Origin of the sequence: Aminobacter sp. UC22_36 (assembly GCF_044056035.1) — a bacterium.
In the GTDB taxonomy this organism is placed as follows: Bacteria; Pseudomonadota; Alphaproteobacteria; order Rhizobiales; family Rhizobiaceae; genus Aminobacter.
In genome coordinates, this window is the sequence record NZ_CP171995.1 from 17,252 (window position 1) to 37,721 (window position 20,470).

Here is a 20,470-nt window from a genome sequence, read left to right on the forward strand (position 1 = left end):
GTTTGTTCTAGTAAGCGAAGGGGTCGATCGCTGGTGCGTAGTCTGTGACGACCGATTTGATCTGTGTGAATTCGTCCAGCGCCTCGGGGCCGTTCTCCCGGCCAAGCCCGGATTGCTTGTAGCCACCGAAGGGAATCCGGACGTCGATGGCGCGGTAGGTATTGACCCAGACGGTTCCAGCCCTGAGATTGCGGCTCACGCGCCTGATGCGGCGCGTGTCGGTGGTCCAGAAACCGGCGGCGAGCCCGAACTCGCCGCCATTGGCGAGAGCTACGGCCTGCTCCTCAGTCTCGAAGGTCTGGACGGTGACGACCGGGCCGAACACTTCCTCGCGCACGACCCGCATATCTGATGTGACGTCGACGATGACGGTCGGCGCATACCAGCAGCCTTCAGCGAGCGGCCCCTGCATCTCCGGCGAGTGGCCGCCGACGAGCACACGGCCGCCTTCAGCGACAGCACCTGCCACGAAGCCAGCGATGCGGGCGAGATGCCGTGCCGAGGCAACAGGCCCGACATGCGTATCCACCGCCTTCGGATCGCCGATGCGCAGGCGGTTGATCGAGGCCTGGTAGCGATCGAGGAACTCGTCGGCGATCGAGGCGTGCAGCAACAGACGGGAACCTGCGACACAGGTTTGTCCAGTCGCCGAGAAGGCACCTTGCGTGGCCGCGATGACCGCCGAGCCGATATCGGCATCGTCGAAGATGATATGCGCAGACTTGCCGCCGGCCTCACAAACGAAACGCTTCATCGCGCCAACGACCTTGGCGCCCAATTGCCGGGCCACCACTGTGCTGCCAGTAAACGTCACCATCGCCGTGTCGGGATGCGTGGCGAGTGCCTCGCCGATCGCCGCGTCGCCGATCACGACATTGACGACACCGCGCGGGAAACCGGCTTCGATGGCAAGCTCGGCCAGGCGGATGCTCGACGCCGGCGCGTCAGCCGGCGGCTTGAGGATGACGACATTGCCGGCGGCAAGTGCCGGCGCCAGCTTCCATGACCCCAGCGACAAGGCACCGTTGAAAGGCGTGATGGCAACGACGATGCCGAGCGGCTCGCGCTCGATGCGCGCCTCGACGCTGCGCCCGATCTCGCGGGTCAGGCCATCATGCGTCTCGATGAGGCTGGCATAGTAATGATACCAGCGCGCCGTCGCCCGCATCTCGCCAACGGTTGCCCGGTTGGGCTTGCCGTTGGCCAGGCTTTCGAGACGGCCGAGTTCCTCAGCGTTGGCAGCAATGAGATCGCCCAGCCGGCGCAGCAATGCCGCCCGCTCGCTGCCGGTGAAATCTGTCCAATCGCCGCAATCCCGCGCGGCGGTCGAACTCCCGATGGCCATGACGGCCGCTGCCGGATCGAGGCGGGAGTAAGCCCAGGTTTGTCCGGTAGCCGGGTCCACCAGCGGCACGGCGTTGCCGTTGGCTGGCAAGGCACTGCCATCGACGAACGACGTGAAGACCGGAACGGCAACCGTCTCGTGCTCGACATTTGCGTTTGTCTTGGTGTCCATCACGCGATTACTCCTGCGATGCCTGCACCAAGTGCGCGGCGGACTGTGGCGCTCTGCATGTGGTGGCAGGCAGCGAGATGTCCCTTTTCCACTTCGCGCAGCTTCGGCTCGATGCTGCGGCACTCGTCCGTCGCGAACTGGCATGATTTGTGAAACCGGCAGCCGCTCGGCGGCGCAATCGGGTTTGGCGGTTCGGTGCGCACGTCGATGCGGGCCCTGTTGCGCTCGATCTGCGGATTGGGAACCGGCACTGCCGAAAGCAGCGCATGGGTGTAGGGATGGTGCGGAGCGGCAAACAGCCGATCACGTCCCGCGATCTCCATCACCTTGCCGCCATACAGCACCACGACCTGGTTCGACACATGCCTGACGACACTGAGGTCATGGGTGATGAACAGGTAGGTGAGCTTGCGCTTTTTCTGCAGGTCCATCAGCAGATTGAGGATCTGCCCCTGGATGCTAACGTCGAGTGCCGAGACCACCTCGTCGAGCACGATGAATTCCGGCTGCACGGCGAGCGCCCGGGCAATCGCTACGCGCTGACGTTGCCCACCTGACAGTTCGAGCGGATAACGTGCGGCAAGCTCCGGCCTTAAGCCGACGCTGTCGAGCAGTTCCTGAACGACTGCGCCGCAATCGGCCTTGGAAGCGATACGGTGGTAGACAAGCGCTTCGCGCAATGTCGCGCCGACCGTCATGCGCGGGTTGAGACTGGCGTATGGGTCCTGGAACACCAGTTGCCCGACACGCGGCAACGCACCGCGCTCTGCCTTGAGGGCTGTGAGGTCGCGGCCGAAGATGCTCACCGAACCGCTGGTTGCCGGTGCCAGCCCGAGCAGTGCCCGGCCAGTGGTGGATTTGCCGCTGCCGCTTTCGCCGACGAGGCCGACAGTCGAGCCGGCAGCAATTTCGAATGACACGCCATCGACGGCGCGGATCGCGCCGGTCGGACGGCGTAGAAAGCCACCGCGGATCGGAAACTGGACGTGAAGGTCGTCGACCCGGATGGACGGCTTGTTGTCGAGATTTGTCATGACACCACCCCTGATGTCGCGATGCCGCGAACTGGCGCCACATGGGTTCTTGCCCACGGGTCGACCGAGCAGCGGATGAGATGGCCAGGACCTGCGTCCTTGGCTTCGAGCGCCGGCAACTGCTCGCGACAGGCCGGCTGCACCAGACGGCAGCGCGGGTGGAAGGCACAGCCCGATGGTGGGCGGCGTGGATCTGGCGGCAGCCCGGCGATGGGGGTCAGGCGCTTGTCGGCCGGCTCGTCGAGCTTGGGGATCGCCTCAAGCAGGGCGCGTGTGTAGGGGTGGCGCGGCTCGCTGAAAATGCCATCTGTCGACCCGGCTTCTACGACGCGCCCCGCGTACATGACCGCGACCTGGTCGGCGACGCCGGCAACGACCCCGAGATCATGGGTGATGATGACCAGCGCCATGCCAAGCTCGCGGCGCAGCCGGTCGATCAGGCGCAGGATCTGGGCCTGAATTGTAACGTCGAGCGCGGTGGTCGGCTCGTCGGCGATCAGCACCTTGGGATTGCCACTGATCGCCGTCGCGATCAGGACGCGTTGGCGCATGCCGCCCGACAATTCGTGCGGATAGGCGCCCAATCGCGCCGCGGCACCCGGAATGCCGACGAGGTCGAGCAGTTCGATGCAGCGCGTGCGTGCAGCCTGCCGGCTCATGCCGTCATAGTGGATCATCGGCTCGGCCATCTGGGTGCCGACCGTCATCGCCGGATTAAGCGCCGACAGCGCATCCTGGGAGATGAGCGCCATGCCCTTGCCGCGTATGCTGCGGAACTGTCGCGCCGACAGGCTGGCCAAATCCTGGCCTTCGAACTTCACCTTCCCGGCGCTGATGCGGCCGCTCGAGGGCAACAGGCCCAGCACCGCGAGCATGGTCTGGCTCTTGCCACAGCCGGACTCGCCGACGATGCCGAGTGCTTCACCGCGACCGACAACGAAAGACACGTCGTTGACGACATGAACAGGACGCTGAGTGCTGCCGTAGCTGACGCGAAGGTCGGAAACCTCCAGCACCGGCGAAGGGCGTACGGCATCCATGGACGTTGAAATGGCGTTCATCGGATCAGGCCAGCTTAATCTTGGGATTGAAATAGGCGTACAGGATGTCGATCGTGAAATTGATCAGGACGAACGCCACGGCGAGCAGCAGAATGCCGCCCTGGATCAGCGGGATGTCCCGCGTCGAGATGGCCTGGTACATTGCAAGGCCGATGCCGGGCCAGGAGAACACCGTCTCGGTCATGACGGCACCGCTGAGCAGGAAACCCATCTGCATGCCGATGACTGTGATGACAGCCGGCATCGCATTCGGCAGGGCATGGAAGAAGACGATGCGCCATTCGCCGATGCCACGGCTGCGCGCGGTGCGGACGTAGTCGCTGCCGATGACATCAAGAAGCGAGGAGCGCGTCATCCGGGCGATGGCTGCCAGCGACCAGGCGGCCAGCGTCAATGTCGGCAGCAGCATGTGCGACAACAGGTTGATGAAACCGCCATCGCCCGAGGACATGCCGCTGACCGGCAATAGCCGAAGCTGCAGGCCAAAGGCCAGGATAAGCAGCAGGCCAAGCCAGAAGGACGGCATGGAGTTGAGGAACAGCACGACGACGGTGAGTGCACGGTCGCGCAGCGATCCCGGCTTCAGGGCCGCGAATGTGCCGGCCGCAATACCGAGCACCGAGGCAAGCACGATGGCTGCGACAGCAAGCAGTGCAGTGTTCATCAGGCGCGAAGCCAGCACCTCCGATACCGGCTTGGAGAAGGTCAGCGACTGGCCGAAGTCGCCGTGAACCAGGTTCTGCAGATAGAGCAGATATTGGCCAAGGGCGGAACGGTCGAGCCCGAGTGCCTGGCGCAGCTGCGCCCTCGCCTCTTCGGAGGCGCCTGGCCCGAGCAGAATGTCGGTCGGGTCGCCGGGGATGATCTGCGACAGCAGGAACGTCGCCAGCGTGACACCAAATATCACGGGGATCGTCTGCAAGGCGCGACGTGCGATAAAGGACAGCATCTCGATTTCCTAGCTCAGTCGCGGTCGCGCTTCATGCGCGGGTCAAGCAGGTCTCTTGCGGCGTCGCCCAGGAGATTGAAGCTGATGGCCAGCAGGGCGATCGCAAGCCCTGGAATGGTGGCGACATGGGCTGCGGTGGCGAGCGCCATGCGGCCGCCGCCAAGCATCTGACCCCAATCGGGCGTCGGCGGCTGAGGCCCAAGGCCAAGGAAACTCAGGCTCGCCGCCAGGATGACGTTTCGGCCGGTCTGCAACGTGCCATAGACCAGCACCGGGGCGAGCACGTTGGGTAGCACGTGACGTAGTGCGATCCTGAGGTGACCATATCCAAGCGCCGTCGCCGCTTCGACGTAAAGCTCTTCCTTGACGCCGAGCACGACGCCGCGAACGATCCTGCCGAAAGCGGGAATGGTGACGACGATCATTGCGATGATCATCGATGAAAGGCCGGGCCCGAGTGCTGCACTGATGCCAAGCGCCAGAAGGATGCCGGGGAACGCGAACATCACGTCGAATATGCGCATGACGATGCTGTCCCAGACACCACCGGCGTAGCCGGCGAACAACCCGACAGCGCCGCCGATCACCAGGGCGATGACCGTTGGAACCACCGCGACCAGCAGAGCGAGGCGCGCGCCATACATCAGGCGGCTCAGAATATCGCGGCCGAGTTCGTCGGTGCCGAGGAAATAGCCGGGCGACAGTGGGGGAAGATAGCGAGCAATGGGATTGGCACGGAACGGATCATGCGGCGCGATGACGTCGGCGAAGACTGCCACGACCACCATCACGGCGAGAATGCCGAGCCCGGTTACCAAAGTCCCATTGCGGAAGAGCCTGCCGAAGTCGAACGAGCGCTTGGTGCCTTCGCCGCCTGCGGCTGTTGCTGCCTCTGACATCGCTATCCTCCCCAAGCGCTGTCTAGGCGACGGACCAGAGTTTCCCGAGATTGGGAATCTGGTCGCGAAGGCCGAGGTAACGCAGTGCGCGCCACAGCGTCGCCTGGTTGCTGGAGATCACCGGCACACCGGTGTCCATTTCGAGATACTGGATCATCTCGAAGGTGCGGTAGGTGCCGCACGAGATCAGTATTGCGTCAGCATCGCCGGCTTGCTTGAACACCTGCCGACCAAGGCGGTAGGCGCTGTCGGAATCGTGCAGGCTGGCCTCGAACGGGTCGGTGATCTGGAGACCACCCATGGCGCGCACTTCAAAACCCTGTGCTTCCATGTAGCTGGTCATCGCCGCATTGACCTCGTCGGAATAGATCGTGCCGACCGCGATCTTGCGGGCGTTGACCGCTTTCAGCGCGTCCATCATCGCCGCCATCATGGTGATCGCCGGAATGCCGGTTTCCTTTTCGATCTCGGCCACGACCTGCTCGTCATGGCCGGGACCGCGAAGGAAGGTTCCGGGTGCGCCGCACTGAACGATCAGGTCGACCTTGGCGGTGGCAAGCTGACGCGATGCCTCCAGAACCTGGCTCATCATCACCCGCAACCCGGCGTCATCGACGCGTGGAACGATGGTACGGGCGTCGGCGAAGGCAACGCCAACCGGTGCCACCGAGCGCCATTCTTCCGCGCCCTCGATGGACGTTGCGGGACGCATCTGACCAATCCTGGCCCGCCAACCTAACATCATGTGAAAACTCTCCCTTTGCAAAAACAGTGAAATAACGGTCGAAGCATGATCCCGCAAAACGCGAATGGTTTTACGCACCGGGATCATGCACGAACCAGAAATTGGAGCCTCATCCCGATGTTCCTTCGGGATGAAACAGACCTTAGTCGACCGAGACCTGCGAGAAGTCGATATAGACCGACGCTGCCGCTTCGATGCCTTTGACGTTGCTGCGGATGACCCGCGGCAGGCGATCCTGATAGAGGAACAGGTACGGCGAATCTTCGGCCACCTTGGCGGCGGCATCGACATAGAGCGCGGCACGCTTGGCCTCGTCCCGTTCGCTGCGGGCCGCAGCGAGCTTGGCGTCGACGTCGGCGTTCTGGTACCAGCCGCGATTGACGCCCTTGGGCGGCTGTTGCGAGCTCGCAAACAGGCGCTCGAAAACATAGGCGCTGCCGGCACCCGTGACCCAGCCATTATAGGAACCGTGGACATCGTCGGTATAGCCCGGACGCTCTGTCGAGATCATGGTCGTAAACTCGAGCAACTGCGGCTGCAGGTCGACACCAACAGCCGCCAGATCCTGCTGGATGAGCGTCATCAACTGCGGCGACAGGCCGAAACCCGGGCCATTGTTGGGCGCAAGGACCTTCAGTGTTACCGGTGCCTTCAGGCCGATCTCGGCAATCAGCGCCTTGGCCTTTTCCGGGTCGTAATTATATTCCTTGACGGTGCCAGCCGCGAGCGCGGTGATCTCGTTGCCGGTTGGCACGGGACCGCCGCGCGGTACTGCCTGGCCGCCAAACAGGGCAGCGATGAAGTCGCGATTGACGGCGTAGTTCAACGCCTGACGAAAGCGCGCATCCTTGGTGTATTCTGCCTTCATGTTGAGGCGAATGAAGTAGAAATTCGCCGCGTCGGTGTACTGCACCTTGAGGTCCGGCTCGACCGATAGCTGGGTCACCTGCTCGGCGCTGGCGCTTGGGATCACATCGATGACACCGGTCTGCATGGCGATTGCCAAAGCCGTCGGGTCGGTGACTGCCTTGAAAACCAGCGTTTCGACCTTGGGGGTGCCGCGCCAGTAGCCGTCATTGCGGGCAAGCGTCAGGGCCTGCCCCTGCTCCAGCGTGGCAAGCTTGAACGGGCCGGTTCCAACCGGATGGAAGCCCAGTTCGTCACCCTTGTATTTTTCCATGGCGGCAGGCGAGATGATCGACATGCTGCGGTCGCTGAGCAAGCGCGGAAGTCCGGAAAACGCCTCCTTGAGCGTCAAGGTGAAGGTCTCGGCGTCGGCCACCTTGGAACTGGCGATCCAGCGCGTCAGGAAGGCCATGGTGCTGCTGGCACGCTCGTCGAAAACAGCCGATTCCTTGTTCAGCAACCGGTCGAAATTGGTCTGCACCGCCTGGGCGTTGAATGCTGTGCCATCGTGGAAGGTTACGCCCTTGCGCAGTTTGAACGTGTAGGTCAGGCCGTCATCCGAAACGCTCCATGACTCGGCCAAAGCGGGCGCGATATCGGGGACGCCGGCGCCACCCTTGGAGAGGTCCTCGCGGATCAGCGTATCGAAGATAGCGCCTGCAATCCTGAGCCCGACACTGCCGGTGGTACGCTGCGGATCAAGCGGCGGCAGCGCCGCTTCCGAGCCAATTGTGACCGTCGCAGCCCAGGCCGGTGCTTGCCCCGACGCGACAACTGCGCCAAGCGCGAGTAGCGCAATGCTCGCCGCATGCGCCTTCATTTTCAAACCAAGCATGTTGTTCCTCCCCAATTCCATCTCGCTCCCCCAGCTCGATTGTTCTTGTATTTAGGTTCGTGGATGCAGCCTCATGCGGACCAATCCGGCGCCACTTCATCCAGGACCGAGGCCACTATCAAACAGCGCGATTGGATATTCAAATCTGAAAAACTCGTCTATTAATCAGCAAAACTTATTTATCAAAGATGGACGAATCAATATGGCCACGGCGCCTCGAAACTCTCCCATCTACACAGTCAGCATTCGGCATATCCGCTCTTTCTTGAGCGTTTGCAGGTACAAGAGTTTTACGCGCGCTGCCGTCGACCTGCATGTTTCGCAACCAGCTCTGACCATGGCGATACGACAGCTCGAAGACATGGTTGGAGCGAGCCTGTTCGACCGCACGACCCGCAATGTGACGCTGACGCCTGAGGCCAGCGACTTCCTGCCCATTGCCGAAAAGATCGTCGGCGACTTCGATATCGCCATCCAGGATATCCGCGCGACCGCGCACCAGCGCCGCCGGCGCGTTGCGATCGCCTCGGTCTACTCCATAGCCACCAAGGTGCTACCGGACATTGTCAAGGATATGGCCGACCGCAATCCCGACATCCATGTGCGGGTGCGTGACGGCAATTCGTCGGACGTCCGCCGCAGGGTGCGTCAGAACGAGGTCGATTTCGGTGTCGGCAGCAAGGAGCGTGAGGACGCGGAGCTCGAATTCACCCCGCTGTTTCGGGATCAGCTTGGCCTGTTGGCCCGCCACGACCACCCGCTGGCGCAGACCGGCGGCCCGGTCCGTTGGGCCGAGCTCGCCGGATGGGACTTCATCGGGTTGAGTGTCGATACGGCAACTGCCCCGCTGCTCGAGCAGATCCCGAACCTGCCGGAATCCATCCGCCTGCCGCGTTATGAAGTTTCAACCAATTCGACGCTGTGGGCGATGATAGAAACGGGGCTGGGTGTTACGACGACGCCCGCTTTGTCTGCCCCAAAACCCGAAAGCAGCCTGCGGTTCTGTCAGCTTGTCGAGCCGACCGTCTGGCGCGACGTCAGCATCATCAAGCGCCGTGGCAGGATATTGCCGCCGGCCTCGATAGAGATCATCCGTCTGATCAAGACCGCGCTGCGCGCCGCAGCCAAAGGCCACCTGATCGAACCGGCGGATGAGATTGCCTGACGGGCAAGAGATGCCGGCAGGCATGAGGCAGAGCGGTTCCGCTTATGCGAAACGGCAGGGTGTGCGCGCCAACTCCGCATCGACCCAGGAGCGATCATTCGCGCCCTTGAGTATCTTGGCCATGACCGCGTCCTCCTCGGCCTTCTTCGCCGCTGCCACTTCATAGATGGCGCGGGCGTCACGATGCGGCACGGCAAGAATGCCGTCATCGTCGCCGATGACAAGGTCGCCGGGACAGATGACCATGCCGTCGATCGCGACCTCGACATTGATCTCGCCAGGCCCATGGCGATAGGGGCCGCGATGGGTGACGCCTGCGGCATAGACCGGAAAGCTGGCCTCGCCAATCGCCTTGCTGTCGCGGATGGCGCCGTTGATGACGATGCCGGCGATCCCTCTGTTGACCGCATGTGCCGCCATCATCTCGCCGATGATGGCATTGGTCAGATCACCGCCTGCGTCGACCACCAGCACGTCGCCTGGTTCGGCGAGGTCGATAGCCTTGTGCACCATCAGGTTGTCGCCGGGCCGCGTCTTCACGGTCAGCGCCGGACCAGCAAAACCACCGCCGGCATGCATCGGCCGGATGCGCCAGCCGCCAGCCGCCATACGCGACATGCTGTCACTGACGATCGCGACCGGAAGCTGGCGGAACTGCGCGACAGTTGCTTCGTCTACCTTGTGCGGGCGCTTCAGCACCCGGAAACCCCAGCCACGCGTCTCTTCAGTCATTCTTTCCCCCCTCAAGCAAAAAGACGCCGGCCACTGCAGGCCGGCGCTGATGTCCTTTTGACTACGGCCCCTTCGACGGTGCCGCCGGCTCGTCCTTCAGCAGACCGCCGACTGCACAGTCCTCACGCTGCATCTCCCAGAAGGTGATGTAGACGGATTGGGGTCCCGTGCCGCCGAGCGTGTTGACCAGCGCCTCGGTCACGGCCTTGGCGGCGGCGGCCTTCTGCTCGCGCGTGCGGCCGGGAAAGAGTTCGATCCTTACGAAGGGCATGCTGTACTCCTGCTGAAATCCGATTGTTCGGAAGGGACCGACCCGAGGTCGCGTCGGTAGTATTCGGCCAGTTCGGCGCGAAATTCGGCTTTTGCCTGGGCGATGCTGGCTTGGTCCCAGCCGTTGTTGCTGCCCAGCGCGGCGGCGATATCCTGCAGCGCCTGCTCATCGAAATCGGTGGACCAGGCTTCGCCCGTTCGCCGCAATGCGATATCGGCTATCGTTTTGGCGTGCTCGGCCGTAACCGCGAGCGCATGGCTGTTTTCCTCAGGCGACGTGGGGCGCGGCTTTCGAGCTTTTGGAGCGGACGCCGGGAGACGCCCGGCAACCAGCTTGAGCAGGGATTTGGCGGTCTGACGCGACGTAGCCACAGTGCCACCCGTCACCGAGATGAGCCCGGGCAAACCGTCGACCGCATGATCGTGCACGATGCGACCAGCCGAGCCCCGGCTGCCGGGGCGGACGCCGGCAATGGCATAACGCACAGCCGAGCGATTCAAGCCAACGCCCGGCAACAGTGCATTGCTACGGGCGAGCAGGTCGTCGATCTCGGTATCCGTTGCGGTAGCATGGGCTGGATCGCCGGTGAATTTGCTGTTGGTGGCGCCGATCAGATGCAGCCCCTGGCTCGGGATACAGACGAAAGCACCCTTGTCCGTCGCCGCGACCAGCCCATGATCCCGGAAGCGGTCGGGCAGCGCGACGCCGATCTGCACGCCCTTGCTGGCCGCGATGCGTTGCGGCACTTCCGCAGATGCCAGGCCCGTCACGTTGTCGATCCACGGTCCGGCCAGGTTGAGCACCATTCGCGCCGCAACCGTCGCCTCAGATCCATTCATCTCGTCGCGCAGCGTGGCGCTCCACCCGCCGCCAGGCATCTGGCGCAATGCGTCGACCAAGGTGTAGTTGCGAACTACGGCTCCCAGGCGCTCTGCTGCCAGGGCCTGATCGGCGCAAACGCGCTCCGGCCAGTCGAACACGTAATCGCGGAAGGTCACCACCCCGGCAAGGTCATGGCGTGGCCGCAGCCATTCGGCGAACGGCAAATCGCCAAGGTCATCGGCCTTCAGCCGCTTGTAGTCGAGCGGAATGCCGCCGGTGCCAAGCAACGCCAAGAGCGCAGCAGCCGTGTCCATCTGCAATCCGCCAACGCCGCCGCGAAACAGTGGCATGACGATCGTGACCGGCCGGACCCTGTGTGGCATGGCGCCAACGAAATCGGCACGTGCCGCAAGCTGCTCGCGCGCGTTTTTCAACAGCGCCAACCTGTCCGGCAGTTGCGTCAGATGTTGCCATAATGATTTGCCGGCAGCACCCTCCAGCGAACGGAACCCACAATGCAGCATGCGGCTCGAACGGCTGCTTGTGCCACACCCAAAATCTGCTTTCTCGACCAGCAACACCGCATAGCCGGCAATCGCCAACGCTTCGGCCGCTGCGGAACCATTGGCGCCGGCACCGACAATGAGCACGTCGAAGCTGCGGCCCTCAAGCATCTCGACAGATGGTTCGCTCATAGTCCGCCAACTTTCCGACGCCGATCAACGCGTCTGTCTCGAACACTTCAAAGGCATGGATCGCGGCAGTTGCGTCAGCGAATTTGAAAATTTTCAGGTGATGAAAACCGGCCGTGGGACATATGCGCTGCCCACTGCTTGTCTTGCTGCTGACCGCACGCCCCTCTTATGCGACGGCCCAGTCTTAGCAACGCCGAGGATTGATCGGCAAATTGCAAATCTTAGATCATTAATCAGCTGAGCTGATTAATTCAGCGTCGCAGCTCGAGCCCGATCGCGACTATGCCGCGCGGACCTTGCTCGGCAGCATCTTGAAATGGTCGCGAAAGCTCTTGGAAAAATGCGACGAGGACACGAAGCCGCAGGCAACGGCAACGTTCATGATCGGCATCGGCGTCAGCTCGATCAGTTGGCGCGCCTTGGTAAGCCTGAGTACCAGATAATGCTGCCACGGCGTCGTCGAGAGATGGCGTTCGAACAGCCGCTCGATCTGGCGGCGCGACAGCGACACCTGGCCGGAGATTTCCTCCAGCGACAGCGGCTCTTCGATATTCTTTTCCATCAGCTGCAGGATGCGCAAAAGCTTCTTGCCGGTGCTGCCATAACGCAGTCCGGGCGGCACGGACTGAGAGCTCGCGCCATCACGCCAGCGGTCGGCAGTGACATGCTGGCAGATGCTGCGCGAAAGCTCGGTGCCGCAGCGCTCCTGAACCAGTTCCAGCGCGAGGTCGAAGGCGGCAAGTTCGCCGGCGCAGGTGACGATCTGGCCATCACGGACAAACAGCGCGTCGTCAATGGCAAGATCGTAGAAGGTCTCCTGGAGTGCCGCCATCTTGCCCCAGTGGATCGTGCATTTGATGTCATCAAGCAATGCCGCCTCGGCAAGCAGCCAGGTCGCGGTGCCCAGGGCGTAGATCGGAACATGGGCACGAAAGGCGCGGCGCAGGAAGGCGCGCAGTTCGTGCGAACCGTGCTTTTCGACGCCTTCGCCGGCGCAGATGACGACAGCACAGTGCGGGTCGAGCACCATGGTTTTCTGATGCTCGATGAAGCTGTCCGACGCCGCGATGGAAAAGCCGCTGGCGCATTCGACCGGCAAGCCGTCGAGACTCATCAGCCGCCAACGGAACTGGCTGCGGCCCGACAGCGAGTTGGCGATCCTGAGCGGGTCGATCAGCGATGACAGACAGAGCTGGGAAAATCCGGGCAAAACCAGCACCAGGAATTCAGCTGGGGTCTCGACGTTGGCCCCAAGCGGCAAGTTGGCGGGCAACGCCCTTGTACCGGGCCAACAGGCCTCGACATTGAAGGCTGTGTGCTTGTTCGGTGCGTTCATGTGCCCCTCCCGACTCCATCAGGAACCGATTGCCTCCAATGAGGCGCAGTAACACAAATTGGCAATAAATGACACAAAATGCAACATAACAAAATGTGGTTTCAGTGGCGCTTGACGCACCGGGGTTCAGCCGTCGGCTGTCTCGCTCGCCTGCACCATGCTCGTCAGCCAGTCGCGGAAGGCGATGACTTTCGGGGTTTTTGCCTTCTGCGGCGTTGCCAGGAACCAGTAGGAGCCGGCACCGCGCAGTCTTTGCTCGAAAGGCGCGACGAGCAGTCCTGTCGCCAGTTCACGCTCAACCAGCGCCGAGCGGCCGAGCAGCACACCCTTGCCTTCGATCGCCGCGCGGATCGCCATGATCGACTGGTCGAAGAAGGAGCCCGCCGAGGTGTCGATGCCACTCACGCCGACATGGGCAAGCCAGGTGTCCCAGTCCTCGGCATAGCCAGGCACATGCAACAGGTTGCGCGCCTGCAGGTCGTTGGGCGAGGCCAGGCCGGCGGCATATTTCGGCGCGCAGACCGGGAAGGTTTCGTCGCGCAGCAACAGCGTCGCCTCGCGTTTCGGCCAGTTGCCCCAGCCGAATTCGATTGCCGCATCGACCTTGCCTTCGCCGTGGTCGAGTGCGGTCAGCCTCAGGTCGATGGTCGGGTGTTGGGCGCGAAACAAGTCGAGCCGCGGTGCGATCCATTGGCTGGCAAATGATGTCGGCACATGGACGACCAGCATTTCGCGCGTGCCGCGCCCGGCGAGCTTGGCTGTCGCCTCGTCGATCAGCGCAAAGGCGCGGCCAAGGTCTTCGGCATAGAGGCGGCCGCGGTCGGTAAGCCTCACGCCATTGGCATGGCGGTCGAACAGCTCCTTGCCGAGGCGCAGTTCCAATGCCCGGATGTGCTGGGAAATCGCCGACGGGGTGACGTTGAGCTCGCTGGCAGCGCCGGCAAAGCTGCCGAGCCGAGCGGCAGCCTCGAATGCCCGGAGCCAGTTCAACGGAGGTCGGGCAGCTGCCATGGCACCATTAGTTTTTCTTGGTCTTCCCCCAAGGTAATCGCGTTTGCCGGGACAGACAAGAACAATTCTAATCTGCCTCAGACAAGCACTGGGAGGCGCCGCAATGAACGTCCACTGGCTCAATGGCTATCGTCCGGGTTACGGCCTGCCGCGCGATTTCTACACCAACGCGGACATCTTCGCCGAAGAGCAGGAACGGATCTTCCGCAACAACTGGTTCTTCGCCGGGCATTCCATCGAGCTGCCCAAGTCGGGCGACTACATGACACTGAATGTCGGCGGCGCGCCGGTCGTGGTGGTGCGCGATCGCGATGGCAAGGTGCATGCCCACCACAATGTCTGCCGCCATCGCGGCTCGATCATCTGCACCAAGGAAAAGGGCAAGGCGACGCGGCTGGTCTGCCCCTATCATTCCTGGTCTTACGCCCATGACGGTCAGCTTATCGGCGCACCGATGATGGGCGAGGATTTCGACAAGGCCGAGCACGGTCTCAAGCGCGTGCACGCCGAGGAGTTCGACGGGTTGATCTTCGTCAACCTTTCCGACACGCCCTCGCCGTTCCACGAGTTGCGCCACCACCTGTCGCCGATCCTCAAGTCGCAAGGCATGAACCGGGCCAAGATCGCGCTGATCCGCGATTACGAGCTCGACCTGAACTGGAAGCTCGTCGTCGAAAACAACCGCGAGTGCTACCACTGCGAGGCCAATCACCATGGTTATGTATCGGTGCAGTACGACACCGAAAACGACAATCCCGACCTCAAGGGCGAAATAGCGGAGCGTCTCGCCGACTGCGCCATCCGTTGGGAAAAGGCAGGTCTCGACACCGCCCGCGTCAACACCTCGTCCGACTATACCGCCGAGTGGTTTCGCGCCAACCGCACGCCGGTGCGCAAGGGCATGGTCACCGAAAGTCCTGATGGGCAGCTGGTCTGCGACGTGCTGATGGCCGGCTTCTCCGACCCCGACATGGGCACGGCACGCGCCAACACCAACATCAATTTCTGGTGCCACGCCAATTCCGACTATGCCCATACCGTGCGCATCACGCCGGTGTCGCCGACCAAGACCATCGTGCGCGGCTACTGGCTGGTCGACGAGAATGCGGTCGAGGGCCGCGACTATGATCCTGAGAAGGTCGCCGCCTTCCACGACGAGGTGATGTCGGAAGACTGGGAAATATGCCGGCGCCAGTGGATCGGCGTGACCTCGCCGGGTTTCCAGCCCGGTCCCTACTCGCCGCTGAAGGAGCAGAATGTCGACCGCTACGTCAGGTGGTACGCGCGCCAGATGGGCGCCTGACCCCCTTAGGACAGGAGCCACCCCATGCTTTCCAGGCCGGAAATCCTGCTGCAGGTCGCAGAAATCAGGACGCTTACGACAAAGGTCTCGGCCTATCGGCTGGTCTCGCCGCATGGCGAGCGCCTGCCGGCCTGGCAGGCCGGGTCTCATCTCAACTTCCGCCTGCCGAGCGGCCGCGCCCGTTGCTATTCGCTCTGCGGCGACCCGGCGCAAAAATCCGAATACTGGATCGCCGTGCAGCGCGAGGAGCACGGCGAAGGCGGCTCGCTGGAGGTGGCGAAGGCCTTCGAGCGCGGTGTTGTGGTTCGCGCCGATCCGCCGCGCAACGGCTTTCCGCTCGCCGAGGATGGCAGGCATCACATCCTCATTGCCGGCGGCATCGGCATCACGCCTGTCATTGCCATGATCCATCATCTGAAGCGCATCAAGGCGAGTTTTTTCGCCCACGTCTGCGCCCGCTCGATGAAGGAGACGGCGTTCCGCGAATTCATTCTCGATGAGGTCAAGGCCGGCCGCGCCGCCCTGCACCATGACGGCAACGACCCGGCAAAACGACCTGACATGGCGGCACTCGTCGGCGCGGCGGCGGACGGCGTCCACGCCTATGCCTGCGGTCCGGCTGGGTTTCTCAAGGCATTCGCCAGGGCGACCGAAAACTGGCCGCGCGAGCAGGTACATGTCGAAAGCTTCGCGCCCGAAGCCAAGATCATTGAGAGCGACAGGCCGTTCCAGGTGACCATTGCCTCGACCGGCAGGACCATCCCGGTGCCGGTTGGCACGAGCTTGCTTGCAGCGCTCAAAGCCGCCGGCCATGACATTGCAACCAGCTGCCGGCAAGGCATCTGCGGTTCCTGCATGGTTCCCTATCTCGACGGCGAACCCGACCACCGCGACACCGCACTCACCCAGGACGAACGCCGCGAATTCCTCACCGTGTGCTGTTCGCGCGCCCGCTCTGCAAACCTGACCCTCGACCTCTGACAAATCGGTCCGGCGAAAGCCGGCTGAACGAACCTGAAATCGCCTCGCAACCGCGAGACCACCCGGAAAGTCAAAGCATGTCCAGCAAAGTCCCCTCGCACGCCCGTATCGTCATTGTCGGCGGCGGCGCCCTTGGCACCAGCATCGCCTATCACCTCGCCAAGGCGGGTGAGAAGGACGTGCTGCTGCTTGAAAAGAACGTGCTGACGGCCGGCTCCACCTGGCACGCCGCCGGCCTGATGGGCCAGCTGCGCAGCAAGGTCAACCTGACGCGCCTGATGCAATACAGCGCTGATCTCTGCGCCAGGATCGGCGCCGAGACCGGCCAGGATGTCGGCTGGAAGAATGTCGGCAGCCTGCGCCTTGCCGCTTCCGATGCGCGTTGGGAAGAGCTGAAACGGGCGCATACCGCTGCCAAGAGCTACGGTTTCGACATGGAGCTTGTCGGCCCCGACGAGGTCAAGAGGCTGTTCCCGCTGGTCGACACCAAGGACCTGCGCGGCGCGACCTGGATCGCCTCGGACGGCCATGTCGACCCCTATTCATTGACCCATGCCTATGCCAAGGGCGCGCGGGCGGGCGGCGTGCGTATCGTCGAGGGCGTAACCGTCACCGGCTTCACCGTCAGGGATCGCCGCATGACGGGGGTGAAGACATCTGAGGGCGAAATCGGCTGCGAGATCGTCGTCAATGCGGCTGGCCTGTGGGCGCGCCAGCTCGGCGAACTCGCCGGCATCGACCTGCCGATCACGGTTGTCGAGCACGAATATTTCGTCACCGAGAAGTCGCCTGCCGTGCCCGACGACCTGCCGACGCTACGCGACCCCGATGCCAATTTCTACGTCAAGCCGGAGCCGGGCGCGATGGCGATCGGCGGCTGGGAAAAGCAAACGCGCGCCGCCTATGGCCTTGGCAAGCTGCCGATGAGCTTTGGCCAGGAACTGTTCCCCGACGATCTCGAACGCATGTCGGAAGTGATCGAAGGAGCGGCCAACCGCATTCCGATCCTCAGTGAGCTCGGTGTCCGCGCCGTGGTCAACGGCCCGATCCCGATCTCCGCCGACGGCGAGCCGGTGATGGGTCTGGCCGGCGACTACGAGAACTTCTTTGTTGCCTGCGGCTTCACCTCTGGCATCGCGGCATCGGGCGGTGCCGGCCGCGCCATGGCCAACTGGATCGTCGAAGGCGACCCCGGCATGGATCTATGGGCGTTCGACCTGCGCCGCTTTGGCAAGCCGCATGGCGGGCTGGCCTATCTCAGGGACAGCGCGATCGAGGCATATTCGAAATATTACGCCATCGCCTGGCCGGAAGAAGAGCGCTCTGCCTGCCGTCCGCTGCGCCGCTCGCCGCTCTACCAGACCTTGACCGCGCAAGGTGCGGTCAACGGCGTCAAGTTCGGCTGGGAGCGGCCCAATTATTTCCTGAAAGCGGGCGAGGCAAAGCCACCGCTCGAAACCTTCGAACGCGCGCCCTATGCCGAGGTGATCGGCCGCGAGCACAAGATCGTGCGCGAGGGCGTGGCACTGGTCGACCAGTCGTCATTCTCGAAATTCGAGGTCTCAGGTCCGGGTGCGTTCGCCTATCTGCAGTGGCTGGCTGCGGCCAATGTCGATCGCGGCGAAGGTGCTGTCATCTACACCCAGCTCCTCAACAAGCGCGGCGGCATCGAGGCCGATCTGACCATCATGCGGCCGCGCGAGGACATTTTCCACGTCGTCACCGGCTCGGCCTTCGGCACGCGTGACGGCGGTTGGATCCGTCACCATATGCCGCGTGACGGCTCAGTGAGCGTTCACGATGTCACCGGCGCTTACGGCGTCATCAATCTTTGCGGACCGCTTTCGCGTGACGTGCTCGCCAAGGTCAGCGAGGACGACGTCTCCAACACCGCCTTCCCTTATATGAGCTGCCGCAACATCCGCGTCGGCTGGGCCCAGGTCATGGCGGCGCGCGTCACCTATGTCGGCGAGCTCGGCTGGGAGCTGCATGTGCCGACCGAATACATGGCCTATGTCTATGAGGTGCTGAAGGAGGCGGGTGCTGCGTTCGGCATCGCCGATGTCGGCTACAAGGCGATCTCCAGCCTGCGCATGGAAAAGCGCTATCTTTACTGGGGCGCCGACATCACACCCGACGACACGCCGCTGGAAGCCGGTCTCGGCTTTGCCGTAGCAATGAAGAAGGGCGACTTCCAGGGCCGTGACGCGCTTGTGGCGCAAAAGGAACGCGGCCTGACCCGCAAGCTCGCCTGCTTCAAGCTCGACGAGCCGCTATCGGTCTATGGCGGCGAGGCAATGTCGGTGAATGGCCGTGTCGTCGGCATGACGACCAGCGGCGATTTCGGCCACACCACAGGCGCTTCGCTGGTGTTCGGCTATCTCAAGGGCGACGACTTGGGCCTCAACGAGGTCGAGGTCGAGGCCTTTGGACGCCGCAGCCGCGCCACTGTCGTCGAGCGCTGCGTTTACGATCCGGCTGGCGAACGGGTTCGCATGTAACGTGCGGGTCGGCTGCCACATATTGCAACATCCGCTTGCTCGATGAGGCCAACATCGCCACATTGGCCTCATGTCCGACTCGCACAGTTCCAATGCCCGGGCGCTTGCGCCGCGCCGTCATGACGAGATCCTGAGGCGGCTCGCCGCCGACGGCTCGGTCGGCATCACCGAGCTTGCCAATTTCTTCGACGTGTCGCGGGAAACCATCCGCCGCGACATGAAGCACCTCGCTGAACGCGGCCAGCTCGACCTCGTCCATGGCGGAGCGACGCTGTTTGAGGCAACCGAACCGGCGCTCAACGAGCGCAGCCAGGAAAACGCTGCCGGCAAGGCGGCGATCGGCCGCGCCGCGGCGGCGCTCGTCGAGGACGGCATGGTGGTGTTTCTCGATTCCGGCACCACCACCCTTGCCGTGGCCCATGCACTCGCGGGCAAGCACAACCTGACGGTCTGCACCACCAGCCTCACGATCGCGTTGCATATGTGCCGCCAGCCGCATGTGCGGGTGCACATGCTCGGCGGTGAGATCGATCCGTCGGAGGAGGCAGCAATCGGCATCGACGCGCTCGACGCCATCGGCCGCTTCCGCATCGACGTCGCCTTCCTCGGCGGCGGCGCGCTGTCGCCGGACGGCGAGGTCACCGACTTCACCCGCAACGGCGCCGAACAGCGCTCGCGCATGGCGGCCACCGCCGCCCGCGCCTATTTCGTGCTCGACAGTTCGAAGTTCGGCCGGCTGACGCCACTGCGCATCCAGCGTTTCGAACTCGCCGCCGGTATCATCGTCGACGCCCCTCCCCCCGCAGCGATGGTCGAGGCGTTGGAGCGGAAGGGCCCGAAGGTGATTGTCGGCGAATAGCCGATATTGGGGAGCAGCAAGACTGCCGCTCCGCCGGCCCGGCCTGACGATCAGGTCAACTTCCGCCGCCGCTCCAGTTCCGCGTCGGTCGGGGTCTCGAACTCGAACGAGCCGGTGACGATATCGCCGTCACGGATGTATTTGTTGACCGTCACGCCCGTCCCGGAAGCCTTCGACGACACCAGCTTGAACGCCGACGGCAGGGCCGCGTCGCCGAACAGCCGCTTGCCCTTGCCCAGCACCAGCGGGAAGATCGAGATGTTGAGCTCGTCGACGAGGTCGCCGGCAAGCAGGGTCTTGAGGAAGTCGGTCGAGCCCTGGGTCAACAGGTCCGGCCCGTCCTCGGCTTTCAGCTTGCGCACGGCAGCGACGGCGTCGGGACCGAGCGAATGGCTGTTCTGCCAGCCGAGCTTCAGCTCCGGATTGCGCGTCGCCACATATTTGTTGATGCGGTCGAACAGCGGGCCAATGGGATCGTCTGCGTCGACATAGGGCCAGTGGGCGGCGAAAATGTCCCAGGTCTTGCGCCCGAGCAGCAGGTCGAACGGCCTGGCGAACATCTCGCCTACCCCCTCGGTCAGCGTTTCGTCGAAATAGGGCGCGGCCCAGCCACCAAACTTGAAGCCGCCGATCGGATCCTCCTCCGGCCCGCCCGGCGCCTGCATGATGCCGTCGAGGCTCATGAATGCGCCCACCACGATCTTTCTCATGTCGTTCTCCTTTGTCGCCCCGCCAGTTCTACGTCTTGAAGTCGTTCAGCGGCGACCCGTTCCGACAACGCCGCGAAAAATTGATGGCCGCATCCCAGCCCTTATCGCATTGCCCAACTTGATGTGATTATTTGTTGCA

The 20,470-nt window shown here is 63.3% G+C and carries 18 protein-coding genes; 5 read left to right on the forward strand and 13 right to left on the reverse strand.

The window, feature by feature from the left end; all coding sequences use genetic code 11:
* Positions 1–7: 7 nt before the first annotated feature.
* The 7 genes from ACHMW7_RS00060 to ACHMW7_RS00090 all read right to left on the reverse strand — a co-directional run bounded on the left by ACHMW7_RS00060 (position 8) and on the right by ACHMW7_RS00090 (position 7,945).
* Positions 8–1,516, reverse strand: coding sequence for an aldehyde dehydrogenase family protein (locus ACHMW7_RS00060; protein WP_395446411.1), 1,509 nt, complete (start codon positions 1,514–1,516; stop codon positions 8–10).
* Positions 1,516–2,550 carry an ABC transporter ATP-binding protein gene (locus ACHMW7_RS00065; protein ID WP_395446412.1) on the reverse strand — a complete coding sequence of 345 codons (1,035 nt, stop codon included), beginning with the start codon at positions 2,548–2,550 and terminating at the stop codon, positions 1,516–1,518. The genes ACHMW7_RS00060 and ACHMW7_RS00065 overlap by 1 nt, the downstream gene beginning before the upstream one ends.
* Positions 2,547–3,611 (reverse strand): ABC transporter ATP-binding protein, encoded by a 1,065-nt coding sequence (locus tag ACHMW7_RS00070; RefSeq protein ID WP_395446413.1) that lies wholly within the window; start codon positions 3,609–3,611, stop codon positions 2,547–2,549. Before ACHMW7_RS00070 ends, ACHMW7_RS00065 begins: the two co-directional genes overlap by 4 nt.
* A gap of 4 nt (positions 3,612–3,615) precedes the next feature.
* Positions 3,616–4,560: an ABC transporter permease gene (locus ACHMW7_RS00075; RefSeq protein WP_395446414.1), complete on the reverse strand. Its 945-nt coding sequence runs from the start codon at positions 4,558–4,560 to the stop codon at positions 3,616–3,618.
* Positions 4,561–4,574: 14 nt separating this feature from the next.
* The gene (locus tag ACHMW7_RS00080) at positions 4,575–5,459 is read right to left on the reverse strand and encodes an ABC transporter permease (RefSeq protein ID WP_395446415.1); all 885 of its coding nucleotides are present in this window, start codon (positions 5,457–5,459) and stop codon (positions 4,575–4,577) included.
* Positions 5,460–5,481: 22 nt separating this feature from the next.
* Positions 5,482–6,204 (reverse strand): aspartate/glutamate racemase family protein, encoded by a 723-nt coding sequence (locus ACHMW7_RS00085; protein WP_395446416.1) that lies wholly within the window; start codon positions 6,202–6,204, stop codon positions 5,482–5,484.
* 142 nt (positions 6,205–6,346) lie between these two features.
* Positions 6,347–7,945 carry an ABC transporter substrate-binding protein gene (locus tag ACHMW7_RS00090; RefSeq protein ID WP_395446417.1) on the reverse strand — a complete coding sequence of 533 codons (1,599 nt, stop codon included), beginning with the start codon at positions 7,943–7,945 and terminating at the stop codon, positions 6,347–6,349.
* 73 nt (positions 7,946–8,018) lie between these two features.
* Here ACHMW7_RS00090 and ACHMW7_RS00095 point away from each other — a divergent pair, with 73 nt between their 5' ends.
* Positions 8,019–9,110, forward strand: a complete 1,092-nt coding sequence (locus ACHMW7_RS00095) for a LysR family transcriptional regulator (RefSeq protein ID WP_395446418.1) — start codon at positions 8,019–8,021, stop codon at positions 9,108–9,110.
* Positions 9,111–9,152: 42 nt separating this feature from the next.
* Here ACHMW7_RS00095 and ACHMW7_RS00100 read toward each other — a convergent pair whose 3' ends face one another.
* The 5 genes from ACHMW7_RS00100 to ACHMW7_RS00120 form a co-directional block, all read right to left on the reverse strand.
* Positions 9,153–9,842: an RraA family protein gene (locus tag ACHMW7_RS00100; protein WP_395446419.1), complete on the reverse strand. Its 690-nt coding sequence runs from the start codon at positions 9,840–9,842 to the stop codon at positions 9,153–9,155.
* A 61-nt stretch (positions 9,843–9,903) separates the two neighbouring features.
* Positions 9,904–10,113 (reverse strand): tautomerase family protein, encoded by a 210-nt coding sequence (locus ACHMW7_RS00105; RefSeq protein WP_395446420.1) that lies wholly within the window; start codon positions 10,111–10,113, stop codon positions 9,904–9,906.
* On the reverse strand, positions 10,101–11,630 hold the full coding sequence (locus tag ACHMW7_RS00110) for an FAD-dependent oxidoreductase (RefSeq protein WP_395446421.1): 1,530 nt from the start codon (positions 11,628–11,630) through the stop codon (positions 10,101–10,103). The genes ACHMW7_RS00105 and ACHMW7_RS00110 overlap by 13 nt, the downstream gene beginning before the upstream one ends.
* 280 nt (positions 11,631–11,910) lie before the next feature.
* On the reverse strand, positions 11,911–12,966 hold the full coding sequence (locus ACHMW7_RS00115) for a GlxA family transcriptional regulator (RefSeq protein ID WP_395446422.1): 1,056 nt from the start codon (positions 12,964–12,966) through the stop codon (positions 11,911–11,913).
* Positions 12,967–13,092: 126 nt separating this feature from the next.
* Entirely contained in the window at positions 13,093–13,956 is an 864-nt protein-coding gene (locus ACHMW7_RS00120; RefSeq protein WP_395446423.1) for a LysR substrate-binding domain-containing protein, read from the reverse strand.
* A gap of 124 nt (positions 13,957–14,080) precedes the next feature.
* On the opposite strand from ACHMW7_RS00120, the gene ACHMW7_RS00125 reads away from it, so the two are divergent.
* From ACHMW7_RS00125 to ACHMW7_RS00140, 4 genes are all read left to right on the forward strand, one after another.
* On the forward strand, positions 14,081–15,280 hold the full coding sequence (locus ACHMW7_RS00125) for an aromatic ring-hydroxylating dioxygenase subunit alpha (protein WP_395446424.1): 1,200 nt from the start codon (positions 14,081–14,083) through the stop codon (positions 15,278–15,280).
* Between the two features lie 24 nt (positions 15,281–15,304).
* Positions 15,305–16,261, forward strand: coding sequence for a PDR/VanB family oxidoreductase (locus ACHMW7_RS00130; protein WP_395446425.1), 957 nt, complete (start codon positions 15,305–15,307; stop codon positions 16,259–16,261).
* A 77-nt stretch (positions 16,262–16,338) separates the two neighbouring features.
* Positions 16,339–18,762, forward strand: coding sequence for an FAD-dependent oxidoreductase (locus ACHMW7_RS00135; protein ID WP_395446426.1), 2,424 nt, complete (start codon positions 16,339–16,341; stop codon positions 18,760–18,762).
* A 70-nt stretch (positions 18,763–18,832) separates the two neighbouring features.
* On the forward strand, positions 18,833–19,621 hold the full coding sequence (locus ACHMW7_RS00140; protein ID WP_395446427.1) for a DeoR/GlpR family DNA-binding transcription regulator: 789 nt from the start codon (positions 18,833–18,835) through the stop codon (positions 19,619–19,621).
* 50 nt (positions 19,622–19,671) lie between these two features.
* Here the strand turns inward: ACHMW7_RS00140 and ACHMW7_RS00145 are convergent, their stop codons facing one another.
* Complete coding sequence (locus ACHMW7_RS00145) at positions 19,672–20,331, reverse strand: dihydrofolate reductase family protein (protein WP_395446428.1); 660 nt, start codon at positions 20,329–20,331, stop codon at positions 19,672–19,674.
* Between the last annotated feature and the right edge of the window lie 139 nt (positions 20,332–20,470).